Here is an 18,370-nt window from a genome sequence, read left to right on the forward strand (position 1 = left end):
AAGTGCCCCTCACAAATTCGCTTGCTTTAGCAAATTTGTGAGGGGTATTACCATCTATAGGTTGTTTCTTCGTTTTTACTAATCTGCAGTGCAAAAATACGTACGCCACAGCCACTCCACCAATAAGCTTGCATTAATCGCTTCTCGCTCACGTATTTTGGGTAGCTGAGAAGCCAGGATTGTGCTTCCGCTCCATCCATTCTATAATCAGCTAAAAGAAGAGTTTTAAAGGAGGGTCTAGCCATGCAACGATACATCGCTTTATTAAGAGGCATCAATGTCGGTGGGAATAACAAAATTTCTATGAAAGAATTGAAAGCCGGTTTTGAAGAACTGGGGTTTAGAGATGTGGTCACTTATTTGAATAGCGGCAATGTGATTTTTTCTAGCGAAGATGATGATCCACAAGCCCTTGCCGAAATGATTAAAGCAATGATCAAACGGTACTTTTCCTTTGATATCGCTATTTATATCATTCGCCAAACAGACCTGCAGGAACGCTTGACCCATATACCTGATTGGTCAGGAACGGAAGATAAAACCATCTATGATAACCTGATCTTTTTGATGCCTTCGCTGACCTACGAGGTGTTATCTGAAAAACTCGGGGCTCCGAATGCCGACCTTGAACAGGTTTTCCCTTACAAAGACGTCGTCTTCTGGTCTTACCTCCGCAAAGACTATCAAAAAACCAATTGGTGGAAAAAAACAGCCAGCACCAGCGTCGGCAAACAGATTACGATTCGGACTATCAATACCGTAAGGAAAATTGCGGAGCTGTGAGGAATAGCAAGCCTTCTAATAATTATAAAAACCGTCAGGTAGACTCTCCTGACGGTTTTCTTATAACATTCTAATGTCTAATTAGTTCTCGTTACTACTATTCGTGATGCGCTTTAATTGACGTTAAGTTTCTACGCAATCATCCCGACTAGAAGCAATAAACTACCGAGAAGAAGAATAGATTTTCACATCGTTTATTTCTATACTGAATATCTATGATAAAACAAAAATCAAGCATTAAGAAGCAATTTGAGACAACTAGACAATAGTATAGAACGAAAGAAAAAATTCTTATTCGCAACATTCGATTACGAAAAAGATACATATGAACATCTATTATTAGCCATCCTTTTTACTAGCTCACATTTTAGTTAACCTTTTTATCTATCCTAACTGCTATAAAAACTCTCTCGCACGTTCTTTAACATGCTGCTATTGTTCCAACTTCTTTATTGCTAAAGCTAAGCAGCCGATCAAACCTGCATCGTCAGCAAGCATTGGAGTTAGTAGGTATTCTTCGAGAGTAGGGGTATCCACATAGGAAACCATTTTTTCTTTAAACGCTTGGCGAATCAACTCGAGTAGTTGCGGCTGTTTCATTACACCCCCACCTAAAATTATTACTTCCGGTGCATATAGTAAAGTTGTGTTATACACACACTGAGCAAGATAATCTGCCTCAATCGCCCAATAAGGATGATCAAATGAAATGGTTTGGGCTTTTCTTCCAAAGCGTTTTTCAATCGCGGGGCCTGAGGCTAACCCTTCCAAACAATCATGATGAAAAGGACAGATTCCTTCAAATTGATCTTCATTATGACGTTGTAAGAGCATATGTCCCATTTCAGGATGACTGAAACCTGTGACTATTTTTCCATCGACTACAGCACCACCACCAACACCAGTACCAACGGTGTAATACAGAACACTATTTTTACCTTTTCCATACCCTGCCATATATTCTCCATAACAAGCAGCATTTACATCGGTAGTCCAATAGATGGGAACCGACAAGGCGTTTTCCAAAGCTCCTACAAAATGATAATTTTGCCAAGCTAACTTCGGGGTGTTGGTGATATATCCGTAAGTTCTTGATTCGATTTGAATATCAATAGGCCCAAATGCTCCTACACCAATTGATGCGATATTTCCTTTGTACTTATCAAAGAAATCAAACACTTGCTTCATCGTTTCTTCTGGTGTTGTGGTTGGAAAACTTTTCCGTTCTATCACTTGTAATTGTTCATTACCAATCCCACAGACAAACTTTGTTCCACCAGCTTCTATCCCGCCATATAACATTTTATCTACACCTTTCATTCACTCATTTTCAAAAAAAGAAACGTATTTGCACTAAGCAAAATCGTTTCTCACTAAAGATTTCGTTGTTCCACCTTCACCAAATTCAATCGGCAATACGGTACGTTTTTCTACTGTCTCTCCATTAATGACAGCAATTAATTTTGCCACTGCCACTTCCGCCATTTGCTTTGTAGGTTGGGCAATTGTTGAGACGAGATAAGGGTCTCCTTCTGTCATCTTTTGACCATCAAATCCGATAACTTGGACATCCTCTGGTACGTTTTTCCCTATTTTTTCAAGCATACCAATGACAGCTAATGCCATCGGATCGTTGATCGTAAAAATCCCATCGATATCGGGATTCTCTAACAAAAAATTTGTTACACGTTCTGAGAGATGGTCTAAAGGTTCTAACATATCTAACGCTTTATAGGAAATCCCCAATTGACGGCACTCAATCTCAAAATATTTTCGACGACTCTTCGTTTCATTCGGTGTTTCTTGGTACCCACCGATATATGCTACATTCTGACATCCTCGGCGATAAAGTTCATTTGCAGCCAAACGTCCACCGGCCGCATTGTCAGCGGTCACATAAATCACCTCTTCAGTGAAATAACGGTCAATACTAACAAAAGGCAGATTACTCGAAATGTATTCATCGATATCTGAATAAGTAATTCCAATGATGCCGTCTACTTTATTTTGGCTGACCATCTGGATATATTCTTGTTCTTTTTCACTATTCCCACTGGAGTTACACAAATAAAGCTTGTAGTTTTGTCTTTCTAATGCTGTTTCTACATGGTAGGCAAATTCGCCAAAAAATGGATGCCATACAGTGGGTAGAATCAAAGCAACCGTATTCGTATGCTTCATCTTTAACCCCCGGGCATAAAAATCTGGTTGATAGTTTAACTCTGTCATTGCTGCTTCAACTTTTTCTCTAGTAGAAGCTTTAACAGAGCCGTTATTCAATACCCGGGAAACAGTTCCTACTCCGACACCTGCTAATTTTGCGACATCTTTCATTGTTGCTTTCATAGTTGATCCCTCACATTTCTGCACAAGTTTAGTATAATGAATTTTGTCATAAATTACTAATTTTTTCAAAATACTAATAGCAAAGTCATGGGAAATCTAGCTATCTGTTCTTTTCTAAAAATATTATCCTTCAAAACCTATTAAATAATTGATACACCGCCTAAGCAATCAAACATTTATTTCACACTCGCTGTTTCAAAAGCTTGAATACGACTTTCTCCAATCGAATGAAACAAGATATCTCGAGCTTTTTCCAGCTCATAGAAAGTAGCCGTCATAACTTCTAAACCATTAATAAAGACTTCAACTGATGAGGTATCTCTAAAAATCTCAAGAACGAGCTGATTATCAATCAAAGGTACTTCAACTTTTCGGACATTCAGAGATTCTTCTTCCGCCCCTGTAAGCTCTCTTCCTAGTTTCTGACGATCCAATTCAAAAACCTGTTTAGCAGTGTCATAAGTTAGTTTGAGACAATCCGTCTTAGACCGCAGTAATTCAATTGTAAAAACTTCTGCTTTCTCCAAATCTGCGACTAGATGTAAATATGAAGAATCCGACAGTGCGTTTCGAAATACGACTGATGTGTCAGTCACTGCGATATTTTCACTGCCTTGTTGATAAACTAAATGACTATATACAGTTGAGATGGGTTTTTGTACCAATCGATTTTTTTTCACTCTTAACTCTCGGGGCAAACTCATAGAGCCTGCCCAAAGATGGCCTAACTCATGTGTAGGCAATGTACGATCCCACATCTGCATCCAAGCAATCATCACCCGTCCACCATTAGGATCTGTTGTTGTTTGTGGTGCATAAAAATCCATTCCAAAATCCATTTCATGGAAATTATCAACTATCATCTGACCTGTTTCCCAGTTTACCTCACCAATACAAGCCATGGTAGAACTGATATTATGATATTCCAGTCCGTTCTTCTTGATTTGTATCGGAGACATGATTAAGACATCTCGTCCGTCTAAATGGAATAAATCAGGACATTCCCACATTATTCCTTGCTCTGAAGTCCCTTCTAGCAACACAGAGTAAAAGTGCCAAGTATACAAATCTGACGATTGAAACATCACTATTCTACCAGTAGACTGTGTAGATTTAGTAGCTACTACCATATAGTAAGCATCGTTGTGAACAATTACTTTAGGATCACGAAATTCTTGTATCAGCCCATTTTCACCTAGCTGTTTTTCTGCTACCACAGGATTACCATTGTATTTGCTAAAATGAATACCATCTTCAGAGACCGCCAAACATTGATGCTGATGGCTAATACCATCAATTTCTTGACAGCCTGTATAAAATAAATATAGTTTTCCGTCTCTTTCAATTGCACTTCCTGAGAAACACCCGCCGCTGTCATAAGGTTGATCTGGGGCTAACGCTACTGGTAGATCTTCCCAATGGACCAAATCACTACTGCGCGCATGTCCCCAATGCATGGGCCCCCATCGACTATCGTAAGGATAGTATTGATAGAAGAGATGGTAATGCCCTTTGTAATATATAAACCCATTGGGGTCATTTATCCACCCAATGGGTGCGGAAAAATGATAGTTTTGTCGATACTGAGGGTTAACTTTTCCTCGCATCATTTCAATAAATCGATTTGCTTTATCCAAAATCGCCGTTTCTTCTACTAACACTTATTGTGCTCCCTTCAAAAAATTATCATAGCCAGTTTGCTTTATTTGAATCCATTCTTCCAAACCTACACGTTCCAATTCAGCAAGGTATTCTTCCCATTCTTCATCGATTTTACCGCCGGTGATCCACTCTGCTCTTTTGCGATAGATGTAATCCCACATATCTGTTTCAATTTTTGCTAATCGATCTGTTTCTTCTTTTTCTAAAAAGACACGTGGATAGATATTGTCTTCTGTAATATATGGCAAATACGTGTCATGCATCAAATCTAAACGCCACTTCGCATCATCTGGCATAGTAGTGACTGTGCCGTAATAAGAATCAAGAACTGCTAATGGTCCTCCAGCTTCGGTTTTTTGTCTTAGTTCCCCCGGTGCTGTCCCCTCTAACGGCAAATGTTTTAACTTACCATCCTTTAATTCAAAAATATTGGCCTGTGCTTCATCACCGTAGGTTCCCCAGTTATTTTGGACAGACTGTAACGGTTCATACATTTTATCTATCCACCTAGCTGTAAGTTCCAAGTTTTTATTCGCACTAGTAATCACGAAACGATCTCTTGAGAAACCCATGCCATTCGTACGAGTAACGTGTTTCGTTCCATCTGGTCCCGCCAAGACTGGCAAGACATCATAACTATCATCTGCACCCGTGATATTTGCTTTATCCCAAGTAAAGTACACGCCATACTTATGTTCTTTCCCTTTGGCAACATACGTATTCCAATCTTGTTCGAAAGCCTCTTTATCAATAAGACCTTTATTATTCATTTCATTGAAATATTTGATGGCTTCTTTATACCCTTCTTTGTTAGCAGTAAATTGTACCTGGCCATCGTTATCAACGACTAAGTGGTCATCATTGTCACCTAGACCGAATGCCCCCATTAAAAATTTTAAGTCTTCGTTTCCTCCATTGTTAATAAAGCTAAAAGGAATTTCATCTGCTTCACCATTACCATTTGGATCTTGCGTCTTGAAAGCCTCCAACACAGTCATCAACTGATCAGTGGTTTGCGGCATTTCAAGACCCAAATTATCCAACCACTCCTTGTTGATCCAAGCCATCCCATTCACTGTATGGATCGACTCTTTTCCTTCGCCTAATTCTTCAATCCAAGGCATAGAGTAAATGTGACCATCAGGCGCAGTAGACATTTGTCGGTATTCAGGATTTTCATCAAAAATTTTCTTCAGATTTGGCATATAATCTTCGATCAAATCTTCAATCGGTACAATAACGCCACTTTCCGCCCAGTTTAACAAATCATAGTCACCTGCAGCGGCGTTGAAGATAGTATCTGGTAAATCCCCACTAGCGATATCCAAATTTCTTTTTTCAGCAAAATCACTACTGTAGTTTGTCCAATCAATATGGAGATTGGTCTCTTCTTCTAACCGTTGGAAAATCAATTTGTCATTAGGATCATTGGGAGCCAAAGGGGCACTTTGAGACATCATTTTTAAAGATACTTTTTCTTTCAATGGAAAAGAGACATTTTCTAGTTCATAATCAGGGCTTGATGTATTCTTTTCTTTTGAGCCTCCACAAGCCCCCAAAATTAGTACGGAAGTAAAAACGATTGGCAGCATCCATTTTGCTTTCATCTTAAAATCTCCTTTATAATTTTTATTCATACAAATAGTGAACAATACTTATCCTTTAACAGAACCAACTAAAACACCTTTATCAAAATATTTTTGGAAGAAAGGATACATTATGATTAATGGCAAACTAGAAATGACGATCGTTGCGTATTTGATCAACTCAGCAATTTGTTTCATTTCTGCCATGGCTGTATTGGCTCCCACCATGTCTTGTGAGGGTTGGTTTTGGATCAAAATATTTCTTAATACGAGTTGCAACGGCTGTAAGTCGGGATCTTTGATGTAAATCATGGCATCAAAATATGAGTTCCATTGCCCAACAAAGGCATATAAAAACAATACGAACATAATTGGTTTAGCTAATGGAAGCATGACTTTGAACAGTATTTGCAAGTCATTGGCGCCATCGATAGTAGCAGCTTCAGAAAGTTCTTTTGGCAAAGCACTAAAATAGGTACGCGCTAAGATAATATTCCACACATTTATAGCACCTGGTACGATAATCGCCCATACACTATCTAACATGCCCAAGTTCTTTACCAATAAATAGGTAGGTATCAAGCCGCCACCAACGAACATTGTAATGACAAAAAAAGTCATAATAATCTTTTTCCCCGCCAAGTTAGGTCGAGACAAAGGATACGCAGTGATCATCGTAATAAATACAGTCAGTAAGCTGAAGCTAAAAGAGTAAAACAACGAATTTATAAAACCGCGTAAAATGGAGTCATCTGCAAGTACCCGCTGATATCCTTGTATTGTCCAATCTTTCGGATTGAAGCTTATACCTTTATTGATCAAAGTAGCTGGGTCCATAAAAGAAGCTACCAGTACATAAATCAGCGGAACAATGGTGATGACGACTAAAAAAGTTACAATCACTCGATTCAACCATAAGATTTGACGGTCGATTTTTGATAAAGCACTATTCATAATTTTCTCCTTTCGTTACAAGCCTTGACCATCGTTTAGCCGCTTGGTTATATTGTTGACAATCAGTAATAAAACGACATTAATAATCATATTGAACAGACCAACAGCAGCAGAGTAGGCATAATCACCTGATTGCAAGCCGACTTTGTATACATAAGTGGAAATGATTTCTGAGGCAGGGATGTTCATTGAAGTTTGCATCAAGTAGGCTTTTTCATATCCTACATTCATAATACCGCCGGCGGCCAAGATGAAGCTGATCACCATCACAGGCCTCAATGCAGGCAAATCGATATGCCAAATCTTTTGTAAAATATTTGCCCCATCGATATTTGCTGCCTCATATAAATCGGTACTGACTCCCGCCAGCGTCGCGGTGTAAAGAATGGATGACCAGCCGATTCCTTGCCAAATTCCAGATAAAATATAAATCGTTCTGAAATAAGTTGGATTAGACATGAACATAATTGGTTGCCCCGTAACCTTTTCTACTAACCCATTAATGGGTCCATTTGCGGATAGGAACAAAAACAGCATCCCCACGATAATAACTACTGAGATAAAATTCGGCGCATATAGAATCAACTGGATTTTCTGTTTTATTTTTTTATTGATAATTTGATTCAAGCTCAGTGCTAAAATAATTGGTGGAAAAAAACCTAACAATAAACCATAAATGCTAATTTTTAATGTGTTGCTCAGCAAAAGCATAAAATTTGGTGAACTGATAAATTCCCTAAAGTGATCTAGTCCTACCCAAGGACTTTCCAAAATTCCTAGCATAGGATTATAGTCTTTAAATGCAATCACAGCACCATACATTGGTACATACTTAAAGATAAACGTCATGATGATACCTGGTAAGAGCAACAAGTACATCCACTTATCACGCCGCAACTGTTTCTTTAATTTTTCCCACTTCGAGATATTTTTGTTATCCCGTTGTACCGCCCTTATCTCACCACCTGGTCCCAATGTCTTTTCCAATTCAATCTCCTCCCAATACATTTTAGAAACGTTTCCACTTTCGTCTAAAAAAATAAAAATTTAAAGAAGATACATTTTGGAAACGTTCCCACTATTTTCGTTTATAGATTACCATAGCCATTTTTTTAAGTCAATATTTTTTTGTAATTATTCTTTCACCCATACTAAGCTTCCTTCAATTCATTTATGGTTTTCGAAAATTGTTAAAAAATAAGGATCTCGATTATTTCATTAATCCTATTTTGCTCTACTTTTCTAGCATTCTTCTTTTATGAGTTTACTTATCACAACTCGCATCCTCTAATCTCTTTTCTACCAATCATTCACTATTTAACCGTTCCAATCGGAAGATTATCTGGTTAATTATTTAAAAATAGCTCGGATTCACATTTATTTTTTGCTTTTTAACTAACTAAAAGCGAAAAGATAAGAGTTAGATATGTAAATGTATATAAGGTTAGGAGCTGTTAGATGAGCTTTTTAGGGGAATCTTGGAAAACTAAAGATATTCAAAAAATTGTGAATTTACTCCAAATCAATACAAAGCTTTTCTTTCAAGTAATCAAGTTTTCTATAGAGACGCTTGCGCTTTCCTCCTATAGCAGCCCCATACTTAGTCAATCTCAATATTCAGCCACATAATACTTTTGCATATGAATAATCTGTGATTAGCTACCGATCAAATCTACAATAATCATTGTATTCTCGATGTAAGAACGTTTAGATCACCACACAAAAAGCTAGTCAGGGACTGTTCCTAACTAGCTGTAACTGCTTTTTCATCTTCCTATGCCATTATCAAAGTAAACTATTAAAGCTAGTTTCATCTTATAAAAACCTCGTATAAAAGAGTTTCTCTTGACTACTATCTCTCTTACTTTTAACTAACTTTAAGCTTCCTTGCAATCAGCCCCACTAGAAGCAATAAACTGCCGGAAAGAACAAACACCCACCGTACATCGAAAACATCTGCCACCTGTCCCATCAATAAGGCGAATAAAGCAAAAACAGCGGAATTCAAGATTCCTGAGGCAGCGTAGATGGCAACCAATCGATCGGCTGCTACTTTTTGTTGGATTAATGAGGCTTGTGGGATATTTTTGATCTGGGAAAAGAGCCCGATTAAAACGGATAATCCTAGAATCAAAAAGCGATCGCCTGATAGGGCAACGGCAACAGTGATCAGTCCGCCTAAGACAGCACCCATTACAATCGCTGTTCGTTTGTTTTTATCAAACCGCTCGGAAAATCGCATCACCAACGCACTTCCTAGCAACGCGCCAACAAAATAAGTGGCGTTGATATAGCCCCACCAAGCATCAGGTGTCTGCATCACTTCTCGAACGAATACTAACACAATTGCGGACACCCAGGCTGTATTGGCGATACTTTCCAGCATGTCCATGCCAACGATTACCCGAACAAGAGGATCTTTCATAATCCAGCGCCAACCAATAAACAACTGGTGTGCTAACGGCTGCTTTTCGTTTTTTTCTCGAGTCGTTCTAGGCAAAAACGCTAATACTATCGAGGCACTTAGAAACAGAAAGCTGTCTAATAAAACCAACTGATGAACAGAAAATACCAGCAGCAAGGAGGTTCCGATCGCCCAACTGCCGATGTTGACTGTTTGAAGCATCGAATTGAAGATTCCATTGGCTTTGACGAGTCGATGCTTTTCCACATATTTTGGGATCAAGGCACGGCTAATTGGTTCTGAACAGCCGTCCAAAAACGAAATCAATGCGACAAGGCAATATAAAACCAATAGATTCATCGTTTCAGCTTTCAAATAGAGATACGCGGTCATAAAAAAGAGCACGGCTGTTTTGCACATCTGGCTGACCTTCAGCACTTGTTCTAAGCGAAAATAACTCGTGATGACCGGTGAGAGGAAGCCGGAAATGACACCGCCTCCTGTTACTAGTACCGGGACCAGCGCCGCTGCCAAAGCAGAGTCTGTCCAGCTAAAAATAGAACTGATAATTGCCACAATATAAATGGTATCCCCGACATTCGCCACTGTTTGGCCAATGATCAATTGGGTAAATCCCTGATTCCTCTTCATTTGTTTTCCACCTTTACTTAGAAATAACGATTGCTCGTTTTTCTAGTTATTGATCGCCATTTGCTAAGTAAAGGATTTTATTTTGTCTGATTCATTTTTGTTCGTGCCTCCTCTATCTGGTGTTGCCTAGCTGTCTAATAGTTCTACTATACCAGATTGACGGGCAAAATTATCTTATGTACACTATAATCACATTGCTTAAGGAGGCGCCTATGAATAATTTAGGAACCACATATCGTAAAATCAGAAAAAGCCGCGGCATCACGCAAGCGCAAGTTTGTAAAGACCTGCTTTCAAGAACCACCTTGTCTAAATTTGAAAATGAAAAATTAACGCCTTCCGTTACCCTTTTTATCGCACTTTTAGCGCGAATCGATTGCGGTTTTGATGAATTTTTTTACATCGCCCAAGGATACCGTTTAAATGAAAAACAACAAATCTTGCATCAATTTTTCTCTTTGTTTTCCAACCAGGATCTAAAAGCATTGCTTGCTTTGAAAGAGCAATGTTTACTTTCCCAAAAAACATCCGTCAGTAAAACCATTGACTTATTGTTGTATGTAATCGACTCTCTCACAGCGCTCTCAACGAATGCAGAAAAAGAAATTCCTTGCCTGCCCAAAGTTCTTTTGACGGTTCCCTGGGATACGCTTCAAGCTTATTCCGACTGGACCCTTGATGATATCAAGCTGATCAATTGTCTTTTATACCTCTTTCCAGTTGAAACCGCCCACGCCATTGCCAATCAATTGATTCAACAACTGAAAAAATACGAAGCACTAGAGAATACTGTGCCTTTACAGTGTGCGATTCATTTGAATGTCGCCTTGCTTTATCTGCAAGAACAGCAATACCAAGAGGCGAAAGAAGCCGCGGATCAAGCCCTGCTATTGGCAAAAAAGAGCAAGCGCTATGATTACTATTCGTTAGCCACTGCTCGAAAAAGTTTTGCGATCAGAAATATGGATTTATTTGAGCAAGCAAGACAGATGGCATCGTTATTTGAAGATAAATGGACTTGTGAGTTGATTGAGAAGGAAGGACGACTGTTTTTGGGTTGATGGCAGGTTTATTGGAGGATTACATTGTTTATAATGAGGGAATTGGTGATGAAAGTTTGTTTTGAGCTGAGAAAGTGACTAGCCTCTCCATCTTTTTTGGAGGGTGATGTTGTGATGATTCGGTCGATCGTTAATTGAATGCTTTTGATGCTCCATTATATTAAATTTAGACAAGATCACACGGTTGTTACTAGCGTTCAACAAGCAGCTTTAAATTCCACTATTTTAGATTTGAACAATCAGTAGAAAAAGCCAAGGGAAAATAGTTTCCCTATTTACATTCCACTCTTTTAGATTTGAACGCCATCGATCTTAGCTTGCATTTCTTTATCAACTTCATTTACATTCCACTATTTTAGATTTGAACTTCGCATCTATTACAAGTTGAAATAATAGGCTTTATAGCCATCTTTCTGTCGATGTCAAAAATTAGGAGTGATTCATCCCCTTAGATAACATTATATATCAAAAGAAGCTTATATTCTAAGTACTTTTCGTCATCTGTCGTAACTAGGGGAAATTTGAGTTATTCGACATCGACAGACGAATCATTTAAAGCATTCTGTCATCAATTTTGGACTAATGAAACCAATACCCTTATTTTCGTATATTTTCAGATTAGTATTAAAAGAAAGATTCGGTCCAAATTTTCTCAGGTCTTCTGTCGAACGAACTTTTTGTGTTGGATCATTTTCTACGCAAAAACAAAAAAGAAGTGAATCCCAAAAATTATTTTACAATTTTTGAGTTCGCTTCTTTTTATAAACTTCCAGCAACATAACAATAGACTAAAGCCGAACTTTCTCTATTTGTACTCTGGCAAATAACCTGCATGGGCTTCAATTAATTCGTCCACTAGGCAAGTAATTGTTTCTAGCGAGAGTTCCGAAGAGAGATGTGGATCTAGGTAAGCTGCTTGGTAGATTTTCGACCGATTCAACGTCAATGCAGCTTCGACTGTTAATTCTTGCACGTTGATGTTTGTCCGATTTAACGCTGCTAACTGAGTAGGCAGTTGACCTACATAGGTTGGTTGAACGCCGTTCTTGTCCACTAAACAGGGAACTTCGACACAGCAGTCTTCAGGAAGATTGGTTATGAGGCCTTTATTCAAAACATTCCCTGCGATAACAGAAGGAGTACCAGTTACAATTGAATCCATAATATATGACGCATATTCATTACTGCGAGTATGGGTTAATTCCCCATTCATAACAATACTTTCCCTCATCTGATTCCAGTCACTAATCTGATCTTCACAGCGGCGTAGATACTCATCTAGTGGAATATCGAAACTATCGATTAATTCCGGGTACAATTTTTTAATAAAGTAAGGATGATACTCCGCATTGTGCTCACTAGATTCAGTAATATAATAGCCAAAACGTTTCATCAATTCAAAACGTACAGAATCCGAATGGGGATTGGGCTTTGCTGCTGCTAGCTCTCTGATTGTTGGATAAAAATCTTTCCCGTCTTTTGTCAATTCCAGTAAAAAAGCCATATGGTTGATCCCCGCGATCTTCCACTGAAATTCATCAGCATTATATTGTTCTGAAATCCCCAGTTGTTTAAACAACTCTGACACACAAACTTGCACACTATGGCAGAGTCCAACCGTTTTAATCTTCGTTCCTTTCAAAACACCCATCGTCAACATCGCCATTGGATTGGTGTAATTTAATAACCAAGCTTGAGGGCAGACCTCCTCCATTTCTTTTGCAAACTCTAGCATCACTGGCAATGTCCGTAGGGCGCGGAAAATCCCACCGATCCCCATGGTATCACCAATGGTTTGTCTTAGACCGTATTTTTTGGGAATCTCAAAATCAATCACTGTAGATGGCTGGTAGCCGCCTACTTGGATGGCATTGATGACAAAATCTGCACCGGTTAAAGCTTCTTTGCGATTCTGATAGGTTCGGATTTTTGCCCGATCATGATTGGCATTTTTATTGATCGTTCTCAACATCAGCTCCGATTCTCTAAGCCGCTGTTCATTGATATCGTATAACGCAATATCAGCCTCAGATAAACTTGGGGTCAGCATCGCATCCCCTAACACATTTTTTGCAAATATCGTACTTCCTGCACCAATAAATGTAATTTTAACCATATACTTGCTCCTCTCAATCTCTTCCATATTTTCTCGAAAAATCAATCTTCTATTTTCCTATTGGCAACATTTACTCCATCGATTGTTTGTCTATTTTCTTCTGTAACAAGACATAATTTTTCAACACTAGATACATTGATACACTTCCAGAAAAGAACAACAGAAACATCGGAAAAAGAAACCCTATACACGCTATGAGAATAAGCAAAGCCAAGACCTTGGCTGTTTGAACTGGAAATGCCAGTGCAAAGCATCCTGCCGAAAAAAAGGTCTGACACATCGATCTTCCCCAATAAACACTGATAGGAAACACATAGACAAGCATGGATAAAGTACCAATGATCGTTAATAGTATGGGAATGCGTAAACCGATAAATAGCGGCTCTTCGGAGGTTAAAACTATGTGAAAATTGATCCCTAAGCTGCCGAGAATCAACCAACAGGTGCATCCTAACTTATTACTACGAAAAAATACTTTTTTATAGCAAATAAAGAAGTCCTGCGCTGTCCATTCGGTTTCACCCTCAACGACGAAGCGCTTTAACAGAATGAAGCTAGTCATCGTAGCTGGAAAAAATCCAAAGAGACCACCGCCTAAAAGGGTAAAACCTAGCCAGAGAATGTTGAGGTACGCAAATTTTACTATCCACTCTAGATACTGTGTAAGTTGATTGATTTTCATTTACTAATCATCCTTTTTATCTATCCCTTGATCCCTGTCAATGTGATTCCTTCGATAATATAGCGTTGGGCGAACAAATAGACCAGAATAATTGGAATCACAGAAATCGTGGCACCTGCCATCATGTAAGACCAATTTGTCACATAGAGTCCTTTAAAGTTATTTAGCAACAAAGGAACCGTGAATTTTTCAGGCGTTGAAAGATAAATCAATGCATCCATGAAGTTATTGTACGTGCCCATAAAGATAAAGATCGTCATGGCTGCAAGCGCCGGTTTGATCAATGGTAATATGACACTCCAATAAATACGCGGGATGCTCGCACCATCCATCACTGCCGCCTCTTCTAATTCTTTGGGGATTCCTCGAATAAATTGTCTCAATAAAAAAACTGCAAAGGCATTAAATAAAGCACCAGGAATGATCAATGGCAAATGCGTGTTTAACCAGCCTAACTTGTCCATAATCAAATACAATGGAATCATGGTGACTTGCTTAGGAATCATCATTGTCGCTAAAAATAGCAGAAACAGAGCCTCGGAGCCTTTAAATTTCAACTTTGCAAAAGCATAAGCAGCCATTGATCCAGTGAAAAGCTGACTAACAACGACGATGATCGTAATGTAGAAGCTGTTCCAATAAGCGCGACCAAAAGGCATTGCTTGCAATGAATCAAGGTAATTTTGCCAGACAATCGGATTCGGGAACCAAACAGGTGGTATTGCAAAAATCTGTGTCATGTTTTTTAAGGAACTGCCGATCGTCCAGAGAAAAGGAAAGACCATCAAAAAAGAACCGATTGCTAGTAATCCGTGTAAGCACAATTTGCCTACGCTAATTTTCTTATTCTTCATAATGAACCCACCTTTTTTGCGCATAAAATTGAATCAATGTAAGAACCAAAATCGCTACAAACAGGATAACCGCGCCTGCTGCACTTGACCCAAAGCGAAAATCAATAAAGGCCTGTTGATAAATGTGATAAACAAGTGTATAACTGGCTTTCCCCGGACCACCTCGAGTAAGAACAAACGCTTGGTCAAACACTTGAAACGAACTAATGATCGCCATAATGGATAGAAAGAATGTCGTTGGTGAAAGCATCGGTAAGGTGATTTTAAAAAATTGCTGCAACTTACTGGCACCATCCATTTCCGCGGCTTCATAATAGGATTTGGAGATATTTTGAATACCTGCTAAAAAAATTACCATGTTGTAACCTAGTTGCCACCAGATGCTTAACATAGCGATAGATAGCATCACGATCCGAGTGTCCGTCAGCCAATTAGGTCCTTGGATACCGATCATCCCTAATACCTGATTCAATATCCCAATATCACCATTTAAAATCCACATCCACATGACGGACACAGAGACTGAGCTTGTCACAACCGGCATGAAAAAGAACAATCGATACACATTTTTTCCCGTACGTTTATTCAAAACGACCGCTAATACCAGCGCCAGACACAGACCGATCGGAACAGTGAATAAGGTATAGAGCAACGTATTGTATGTTGCTGTCCAAAAATCAGGATTGGCAAATTGATTGATATAATTCTGAATCCCTACAAATGTCCGAGCACCAAATCCATCCCATGACATAAAGCTCAAGCCAATTGCTATTGCCACTGGAATCAGAGAAAAAATGATGAGCCCCACTAATTGTGGCGTTAGAAATAACCAGGCCCATTTTGTTGTGCTTTTCCTCATCCTACCACCTCCTCATCTAATAAGTATTGCTACGGTTGATTGGCTTCGATCAACTCATTGGCTGTGTTTTCCAAGCGTACTACAGCTTCATCAAGATCTAACTGCCCTAAGAAGAGTAGATCCAGAATACTTTCTAATTGATCACTTAGTCCTGGAACCAATGCCTGTTTATCTTCTACTTTACCGATATCTCTTGCATCGATTAAATAGTTGGCATGCTCAGGTATCGTGGCATTTTCAATGATGTCATCTGCTGCCGTCACAGAAGGAACAGCATTCCCCTCATCTTCTAACCGATCCCGTTGTCCTTGCTCCGAAGTATAATAGGATAGAAAGCGCAACGCTTCTTCTTTATTTTTTGAATGATCACCTACTGCTAAATACGCGGTTGCAATAAAGCTAGGCTCGATTTGTTTACCTGTGTTAGTAGGATATGGAATGTAATCAAAATCTAATGTCTCATTTTCACTGAACATTGGGGTAAACCACCGCCCCGCTGACACAAAGGCTGTTTGGTTGGACATAAACATGGCGTCCCCACCTTGCCCCTCTGGTAAAGCCCCTGCATAGGTAAAATTCCCGTCAACTACATTTTTTGTCAAGTAAGCAAAGGTTTCTATTCCTCGTTCATTTTCAGGTAAAATAAACGAACCATCGTCCCCATACATTTCCCCATCATTTGACCACAACCAACTGAAGTAGTGATGTGCACCATTTTCTAGAACATGACCATATTTTCCATTAGCAGTGACCGTCTCATTTATCTTTTGAAAATTATCCCAAGTCCAATTTCCAGATTCATATAATTTTTGCGGTTCGTTAGGATCAAGTCCTGCTTCTTCTAGCACTTTTTTGTTGTAATACAACAACATTGGATTGGAATCGACAGAAACACCGTAGATTTGCTCTCCTCTTCGAGCAGGGCCCCAAATTCCTGAGGCAAAGTCATCAACTTTGACATAGCTATCCTCTGATTCCAAGAAATCTGTTAATTCAATCAATCGTCCCGTCGCAATCAGTTGCGCCATTTGTACCTCCCCTACATAAAATAAGTCAGGAGCCTGACTTCCTTGCAACTGCGTGAGTAATTGCTGCGCATACGTATCACCAGGAGCAGGAATAAGTTCGATGGATACGTTTTCATTTTGTTTCATATAGGCATCAATCGCTCGCTGATATACTTCTTGTTCTGCGGGATTTCCCCAAGCTGTCATGGTTAGCGAAACTTTTCCTTCGTTACTGCCAGACTCCCCTTGATTTGATTCATTGGAACAAGCCGATAGAAACAGGATACTGACAAAACAAACTACCCCTAGTAAACACAATCTTTTTCTCATATAAATTCCTCCTTATAATTGTTTGGTTGAAAATCAAATAAAGCCTAAGCCTTTCTAACAAACTTTGTCTGAAAATAAAGTGGTAACGTATAGAAAATTCCTCCTTCCTCTTTCACATGCTATAATCGATCAAAGTTTTTATGATGCTGTTAGGAAAGTCTTAGGTGTGTGATGAAACTCTTGTCCAGTTCATGACTATGAGCATACTCTATTGAACTTTATCTTAATCATGAAGTTCCTTGATAAGTTTAAAGATTAGTGTTGTATATGGACTTGCATTATCTGATTGATTTGACAACTCATGATAAAAAAATAACTGGTAACAGCTGATTTTCATGGAAATAGATTGATAGAATGTATTTCTCAGAACATAGTCTCTTTTTTATCTTTCAATCTATAACAGATTCTTTTAAAACCGTATCTATTTTGTATACAATTCATCTTAACACAACAAAATAGATATTTAAACATGAAAATCTATTTTATATACAAAACATACCTATTTTGTATTCTGTGATACGCTTTTATAAAATAGGTATGAGAGGTGCAGAACTTATGTCCCAACAAGAGAACTTATATGAATCCTCAAGAATAGGGGAAAATGTGGTTAATCTAAGAGAAAGTAAAAATTATTCTCAAGCACATCTGGCAAAGCTAATGAACCTTAATAAAAATGTTCTCGGTAGAATTGAACGAGGCGAGCGACCGTTAAGAGATACTGAGATTTTAAAACTAGCAGAAATATTTCATGTGTCTACAGACTTAATTCTTGATAATCAAACCGAAGCTATCCCTGATTTACAAAAGAATTTCTTGGACTATCGAAATAGCAGTCAAAAAGATATTTCTAAACAAATGGCGAAGTTTCTTGATTTTCTAAAAAAAGAACCTAACTTAACCTTCTCAGGAAAAGTGCTTTCTAGTGAAGAGCGAAAGAACATCACTACGGCGTTTGAAGTGACGAGTCGTTTGATTAGTGAACAGTTATCTCGAAAATAGAATAGTGGTATGGTTGCGTATTTCTAGTTGAAAAGCTGCGAGAGAAGCAAGATATCAATACATAAAAAAAGAAGTA

The 18,370-nt window shown here is 38.6% G+C and carries 15 protein-coding genes; 3 read left to right on the forward strand and 12 right to left on the reverse strand.

Annotation, left to right across the window (positions count from 1 at the left end; all coding sequences use genetic code 11):
• The first annotated feature begins 243 nt into the window (after nucleotides 1-243).
• Nucleotides 244-783 (forward strand): DUF1697 domain-containing protein, encoded by a 540-nt coding sequence (locus IGI71_RS16470; protein WP_325844051.1) that lies wholly within the window; start codon nucleotides 244-246, stop codon nucleotides 781-783.
• Between the two features lie 432 nt (nucleotides 784-1,215).
• Here the strand turns inward: IGI71_RS16470 and IGI71_RS16475 are convergent, their stop codons facing one another.
• The 7 genes from IGI71_RS16475 to IGI71_RS16505 all read right to left on the reverse strand — a co-directional run bounded on the left by IGI71_RS16475 (nucleotide 1,216) and on the right by IGI71_RS16505 (nucleotide 10,386).
• Nucleotides 1,216-2,085 carry an ROK family protein gene (locus IGI71_RS16475; RefSeq protein WP_167823237.1) on the reverse strand — a complete coding sequence of 290 codons (870 nt, stop codon included), beginning with the start codon at nucleotides 2,083-2,085 and terminating at the stop codon, nucleotides 1,216-1,218.
• 51 nt (nucleotides 2,086-2,136) lie between these two features.
• Nucleotides 2,137-3,129 (reverse strand): LacI family DNA-binding transcriptional regulator, encoded by a 993-nt coding sequence (locus IGI71_RS16480; protein WP_008381799.1) that lies wholly within the window; start codon nucleotides 3,127-3,129, stop codon nucleotides 2,137-2,139.
• Between the two features lie 176 nt (nucleotides 3,130-3,305).
• Complete coding sequence (locus IGI71_RS16485; protein ID WP_087626651.1) at nucleotides 3,306-4,790, reverse strand: glycoside hydrolase family 32 protein; 1,485 nt, start codon at nucleotides 4,788-4,790, stop codon at nucleotides 3,306-3,308.
• The gene (locus IGI71_RS16490; protein WP_430615969.1) at nucleotides 4,791-6,398 is read right to left on the reverse strand and encodes an ABC transporter substrate-binding protein; all 1,608 of its coding nucleotides are present in this window, start codon (nucleotides 6,396-6,398) and stop codon (nucleotides 4,791-4,793) included.
• 48 nt (nucleotides 6,399-6,446) lie between these two features.
• Nucleotides 6,447-7,331: a carbohydrate ABC transporter permease gene (locus tag IGI71_RS16495; RefSeq protein ID WP_008381795.1), complete on the reverse strand. Its 885-nt coding sequence runs from the start codon at nucleotides 7,329-7,331 to the stop codon at nucleotides 6,447-6,449.
• Between the two features lie 15 nt (nucleotides 7,332-7,346).
• Entirely contained in the window at nucleotides 7,347-8,339 is a 993-nt protein-coding gene (locus tag IGI71_RS16500) for an ABC transporter permease (RefSeq protein WP_430615970.1), read from the reverse strand.
• Nucleotides 8,340-9,198: 859 nt separating this feature from the next.
• Complete coding sequence (locus tag IGI71_RS16505) at nucleotides 9,199-10,386, reverse strand: MFS transporter (RefSeq protein WP_087626652.1); 1,188 nt, start codon at nucleotides 10,384-10,386, stop codon at nucleotides 9,199-9,201.
• Between the two features lie 212 nt (nucleotides 10,387-10,598).
• Between IGI71_RS16505 and IGI71_RS16510 the strand changes: the two genes are divergently transcribed.
• Nucleotides 10,599-11,447, forward strand: a complete 849-nt coding sequence (locus IGI71_RS16510; protein ID WP_430615972.1) for a helix-turn-helix domain-containing protein — start codon at nucleotides 10,599-10,601, stop codon at nucleotides 11,445-11,447.
• 805 nt (nucleotides 11,448-12,252) lie between these two features.
• Here IGI71_RS16510 and IGI71_RS16515 read toward each other — a convergent pair.
• The 5 genes from IGI71_RS16515 to IGI71_RS16535 all read right to left on the reverse strand — a co-directional run bounded on the left by IGI71_RS16515 (nucleotide 12,253) and on the right by IGI71_RS16535 (nucleotide 17,295).
• Complete coding sequence (locus tag IGI71_RS16515; RefSeq protein ID WP_430615973.1) at nucleotides 12,253-13,563, reverse strand: alpha-glucosidase/alpha-galactosidase; 1,311 nt, start codon at nucleotides 13,561-13,563, stop codon at nucleotides 12,253-12,255.
• Nucleotides 13,564-13,633: 70 nt separating this feature from the next.
• Nucleotides 13,634-14,245, reverse strand: a complete 612-nt coding sequence (locus IGI71_RS16520; RefSeq protein ID WP_429946893.1) for a DUF624 domain-containing protein — start codon at nucleotides 14,243-14,245, stop codon at nucleotides 13,634-13,636.
• Between the two features lie 20 nt (nucleotides 14,246-14,265).
• Nucleotides 14,266-15,099, reverse strand: a complete 834-nt coding sequence (locus IGI71_RS16525; protein WP_005233037.1) for a carbohydrate ABC transporter permease — start codon at nucleotides 15,097-15,099, stop codon at nucleotides 14,266-14,268.
• The gene (locus IGI71_RS16530; RefSeq protein WP_271811164.1) at nucleotides 15,089-15,958 is read right to left on the reverse strand and encodes a carbohydrate ABC transporter permease; all 870 of its coding nucleotides are present in this window, start codon (nucleotides 15,956-15,958) and stop codon (nucleotides 15,089-15,091) included. The genes IGI71_RS16525 and IGI71_RS16530 overlap by 11 nt, the downstream gene beginning before the upstream one ends.
• A gap of 29 nt (nucleotides 15,959-15,987) precedes the next feature.
• Nucleotides 15,988-17,295 carry an ABC transporter substrate-binding protein gene (locus tag IGI71_RS16535; protein ID WP_430615974.1) on the reverse strand — a complete coding sequence of 436 codons (1,308 nt, stop codon included), beginning with the start codon at nucleotides 17,293-17,295 and terminating at the stop codon, nucleotides 15,988-15,990.
• A gap of 555 nt (nucleotides 17,296-17,850) precedes the next feature.
• Here IGI71_RS16535 and IGI71_RS16540 point away from each other — a divergent pair.
• Nucleotides 17,851-18,294, forward strand: coding sequence for a helix-turn-helix domain-containing protein (locus IGI71_RS16540; RefSeq protein WP_430615975.1), 444 nt, complete (start codon nucleotides 17,851-17,853; stop codon nucleotides 18,292-18,294).
• Nucleotides 18,295-18,370: the final 76 nt, after the last annotated feature.

Origin of the sequence: Enterococcus sp. DIV1279b (genome assembly GCF_050531515.1) — a bacterium.
In the GTDB taxonomy this organism is placed as follows: Bacteria; Bacillota; Bacilli; order Lactobacillales; family Enterococcaceae; genus Enterococcus_D; species Enterococcus_D casseliflavus.

What these genes read in the sequence shown, in the direction of transcription:
- IGI71_RS16470 (WP_325844051.1), top strand. Translation starts at nt 244, where the DNA reads ATGCAACGATACATCGCTTTATTAAGAGGCATCAATGTCGGTGGGAAT.
- IGI71_RS16475 (WP_167823237.1), bottom strand. Translation starts at nt 2,085, where the DNA reads ATGTTATATGGCGGGATAGAAGCTGGTGGAACAAAGTTTGTCTGTGGG.
- IGI71_RS16480 (WP_008381799.1), bottom strand. Translation starts at nt 3,129, where the DNA reads ATGAAAGCAACAATGAAAGATGTCGCAAAATTAGCAGGTGTCGGAGTA.
- IGI71_RS16490 (WP_430615969.1), bottom strand. Translation starts at nt 6,398, where the DNA reads ATGAAAGCAAAATGGATGCTGCCAATCGTTTTTACTTCCGTACTAATT.
- IGI71_RS16495 (WP_008381795.1), bottom strand. Translation starts at nt 7,331, where the DNA reads ATGAATAGTGCTTTATCAAAAATCGACCGTCAAATCTTATGGTTGAAT.
- IGI71_RS16500 (WP_430615970.1), bottom strand. Translation starts at nt 8,339, where the DNA reads ATGTATTGGGAGGAGATTGAATTGGAAAAGACATTGGGACCAGGTGGT.
- IGI71_RS16505 (WP_087626652.1), bottom strand. Translation starts at nt 10,386, where the DNA reads ATGAAGAGGAATCAGGGATTTACCCAATTGATCATTGGCCAAACAGTG.
- IGI71_RS16510 (WP_430615972.1), top strand. Translation starts at nt 10,599, where the DNA reads ATGAATAATTTAGGAACCACATATCGTAAAATCAGAAAAAGCCGCGGC.
- IGI71_RS16515 (WP_430615973.1), bottom strand. Translation starts at nt 13,563, where the DNA reads ATGGTTAAAATTACATTTATTGGTGCAGGAAGTACGATATTTGCAAAA.
- IGI71_RS16520 (WP_429946893.1), bottom strand. Translation starts at nt 14,245, where the DNA reads ATGAAAATCAATCAACTTACACAGTATCTAGAGTGGATAGTAAAATTT.
- IGI71_RS16525 (WP_005233037.1), bottom strand. Translation starts at nt 15,099, where the DNA reads ATGAAGAATAAGAAAATTAGCGTAGGCAAATTGTGCTTACACGGATTA.
- IGI71_RS16530 (WP_271811164.1), bottom strand. Translation starts at nt 15,958, where the DNA reads ATGAGGAAAAGCACAACAAAATGGGCCTGGTTATTTCTAACGCCACAA.
- IGI71_RS16535 (WP_430615974.1), bottom strand. Translation starts at nt 17,295, where the DNA reads ATGAGAAAAAGATTGTGTTTACTAGGGGTAGTTTGTTTTGTCAGTATC.
- IGI71_RS16540 (WP_430615975.1), top strand. Translation starts at nt 17,851, where the DNA reads ATGTCCCAACAAGAGAACTTATATGAATCCTCAAGAATAGGGGAAAAT.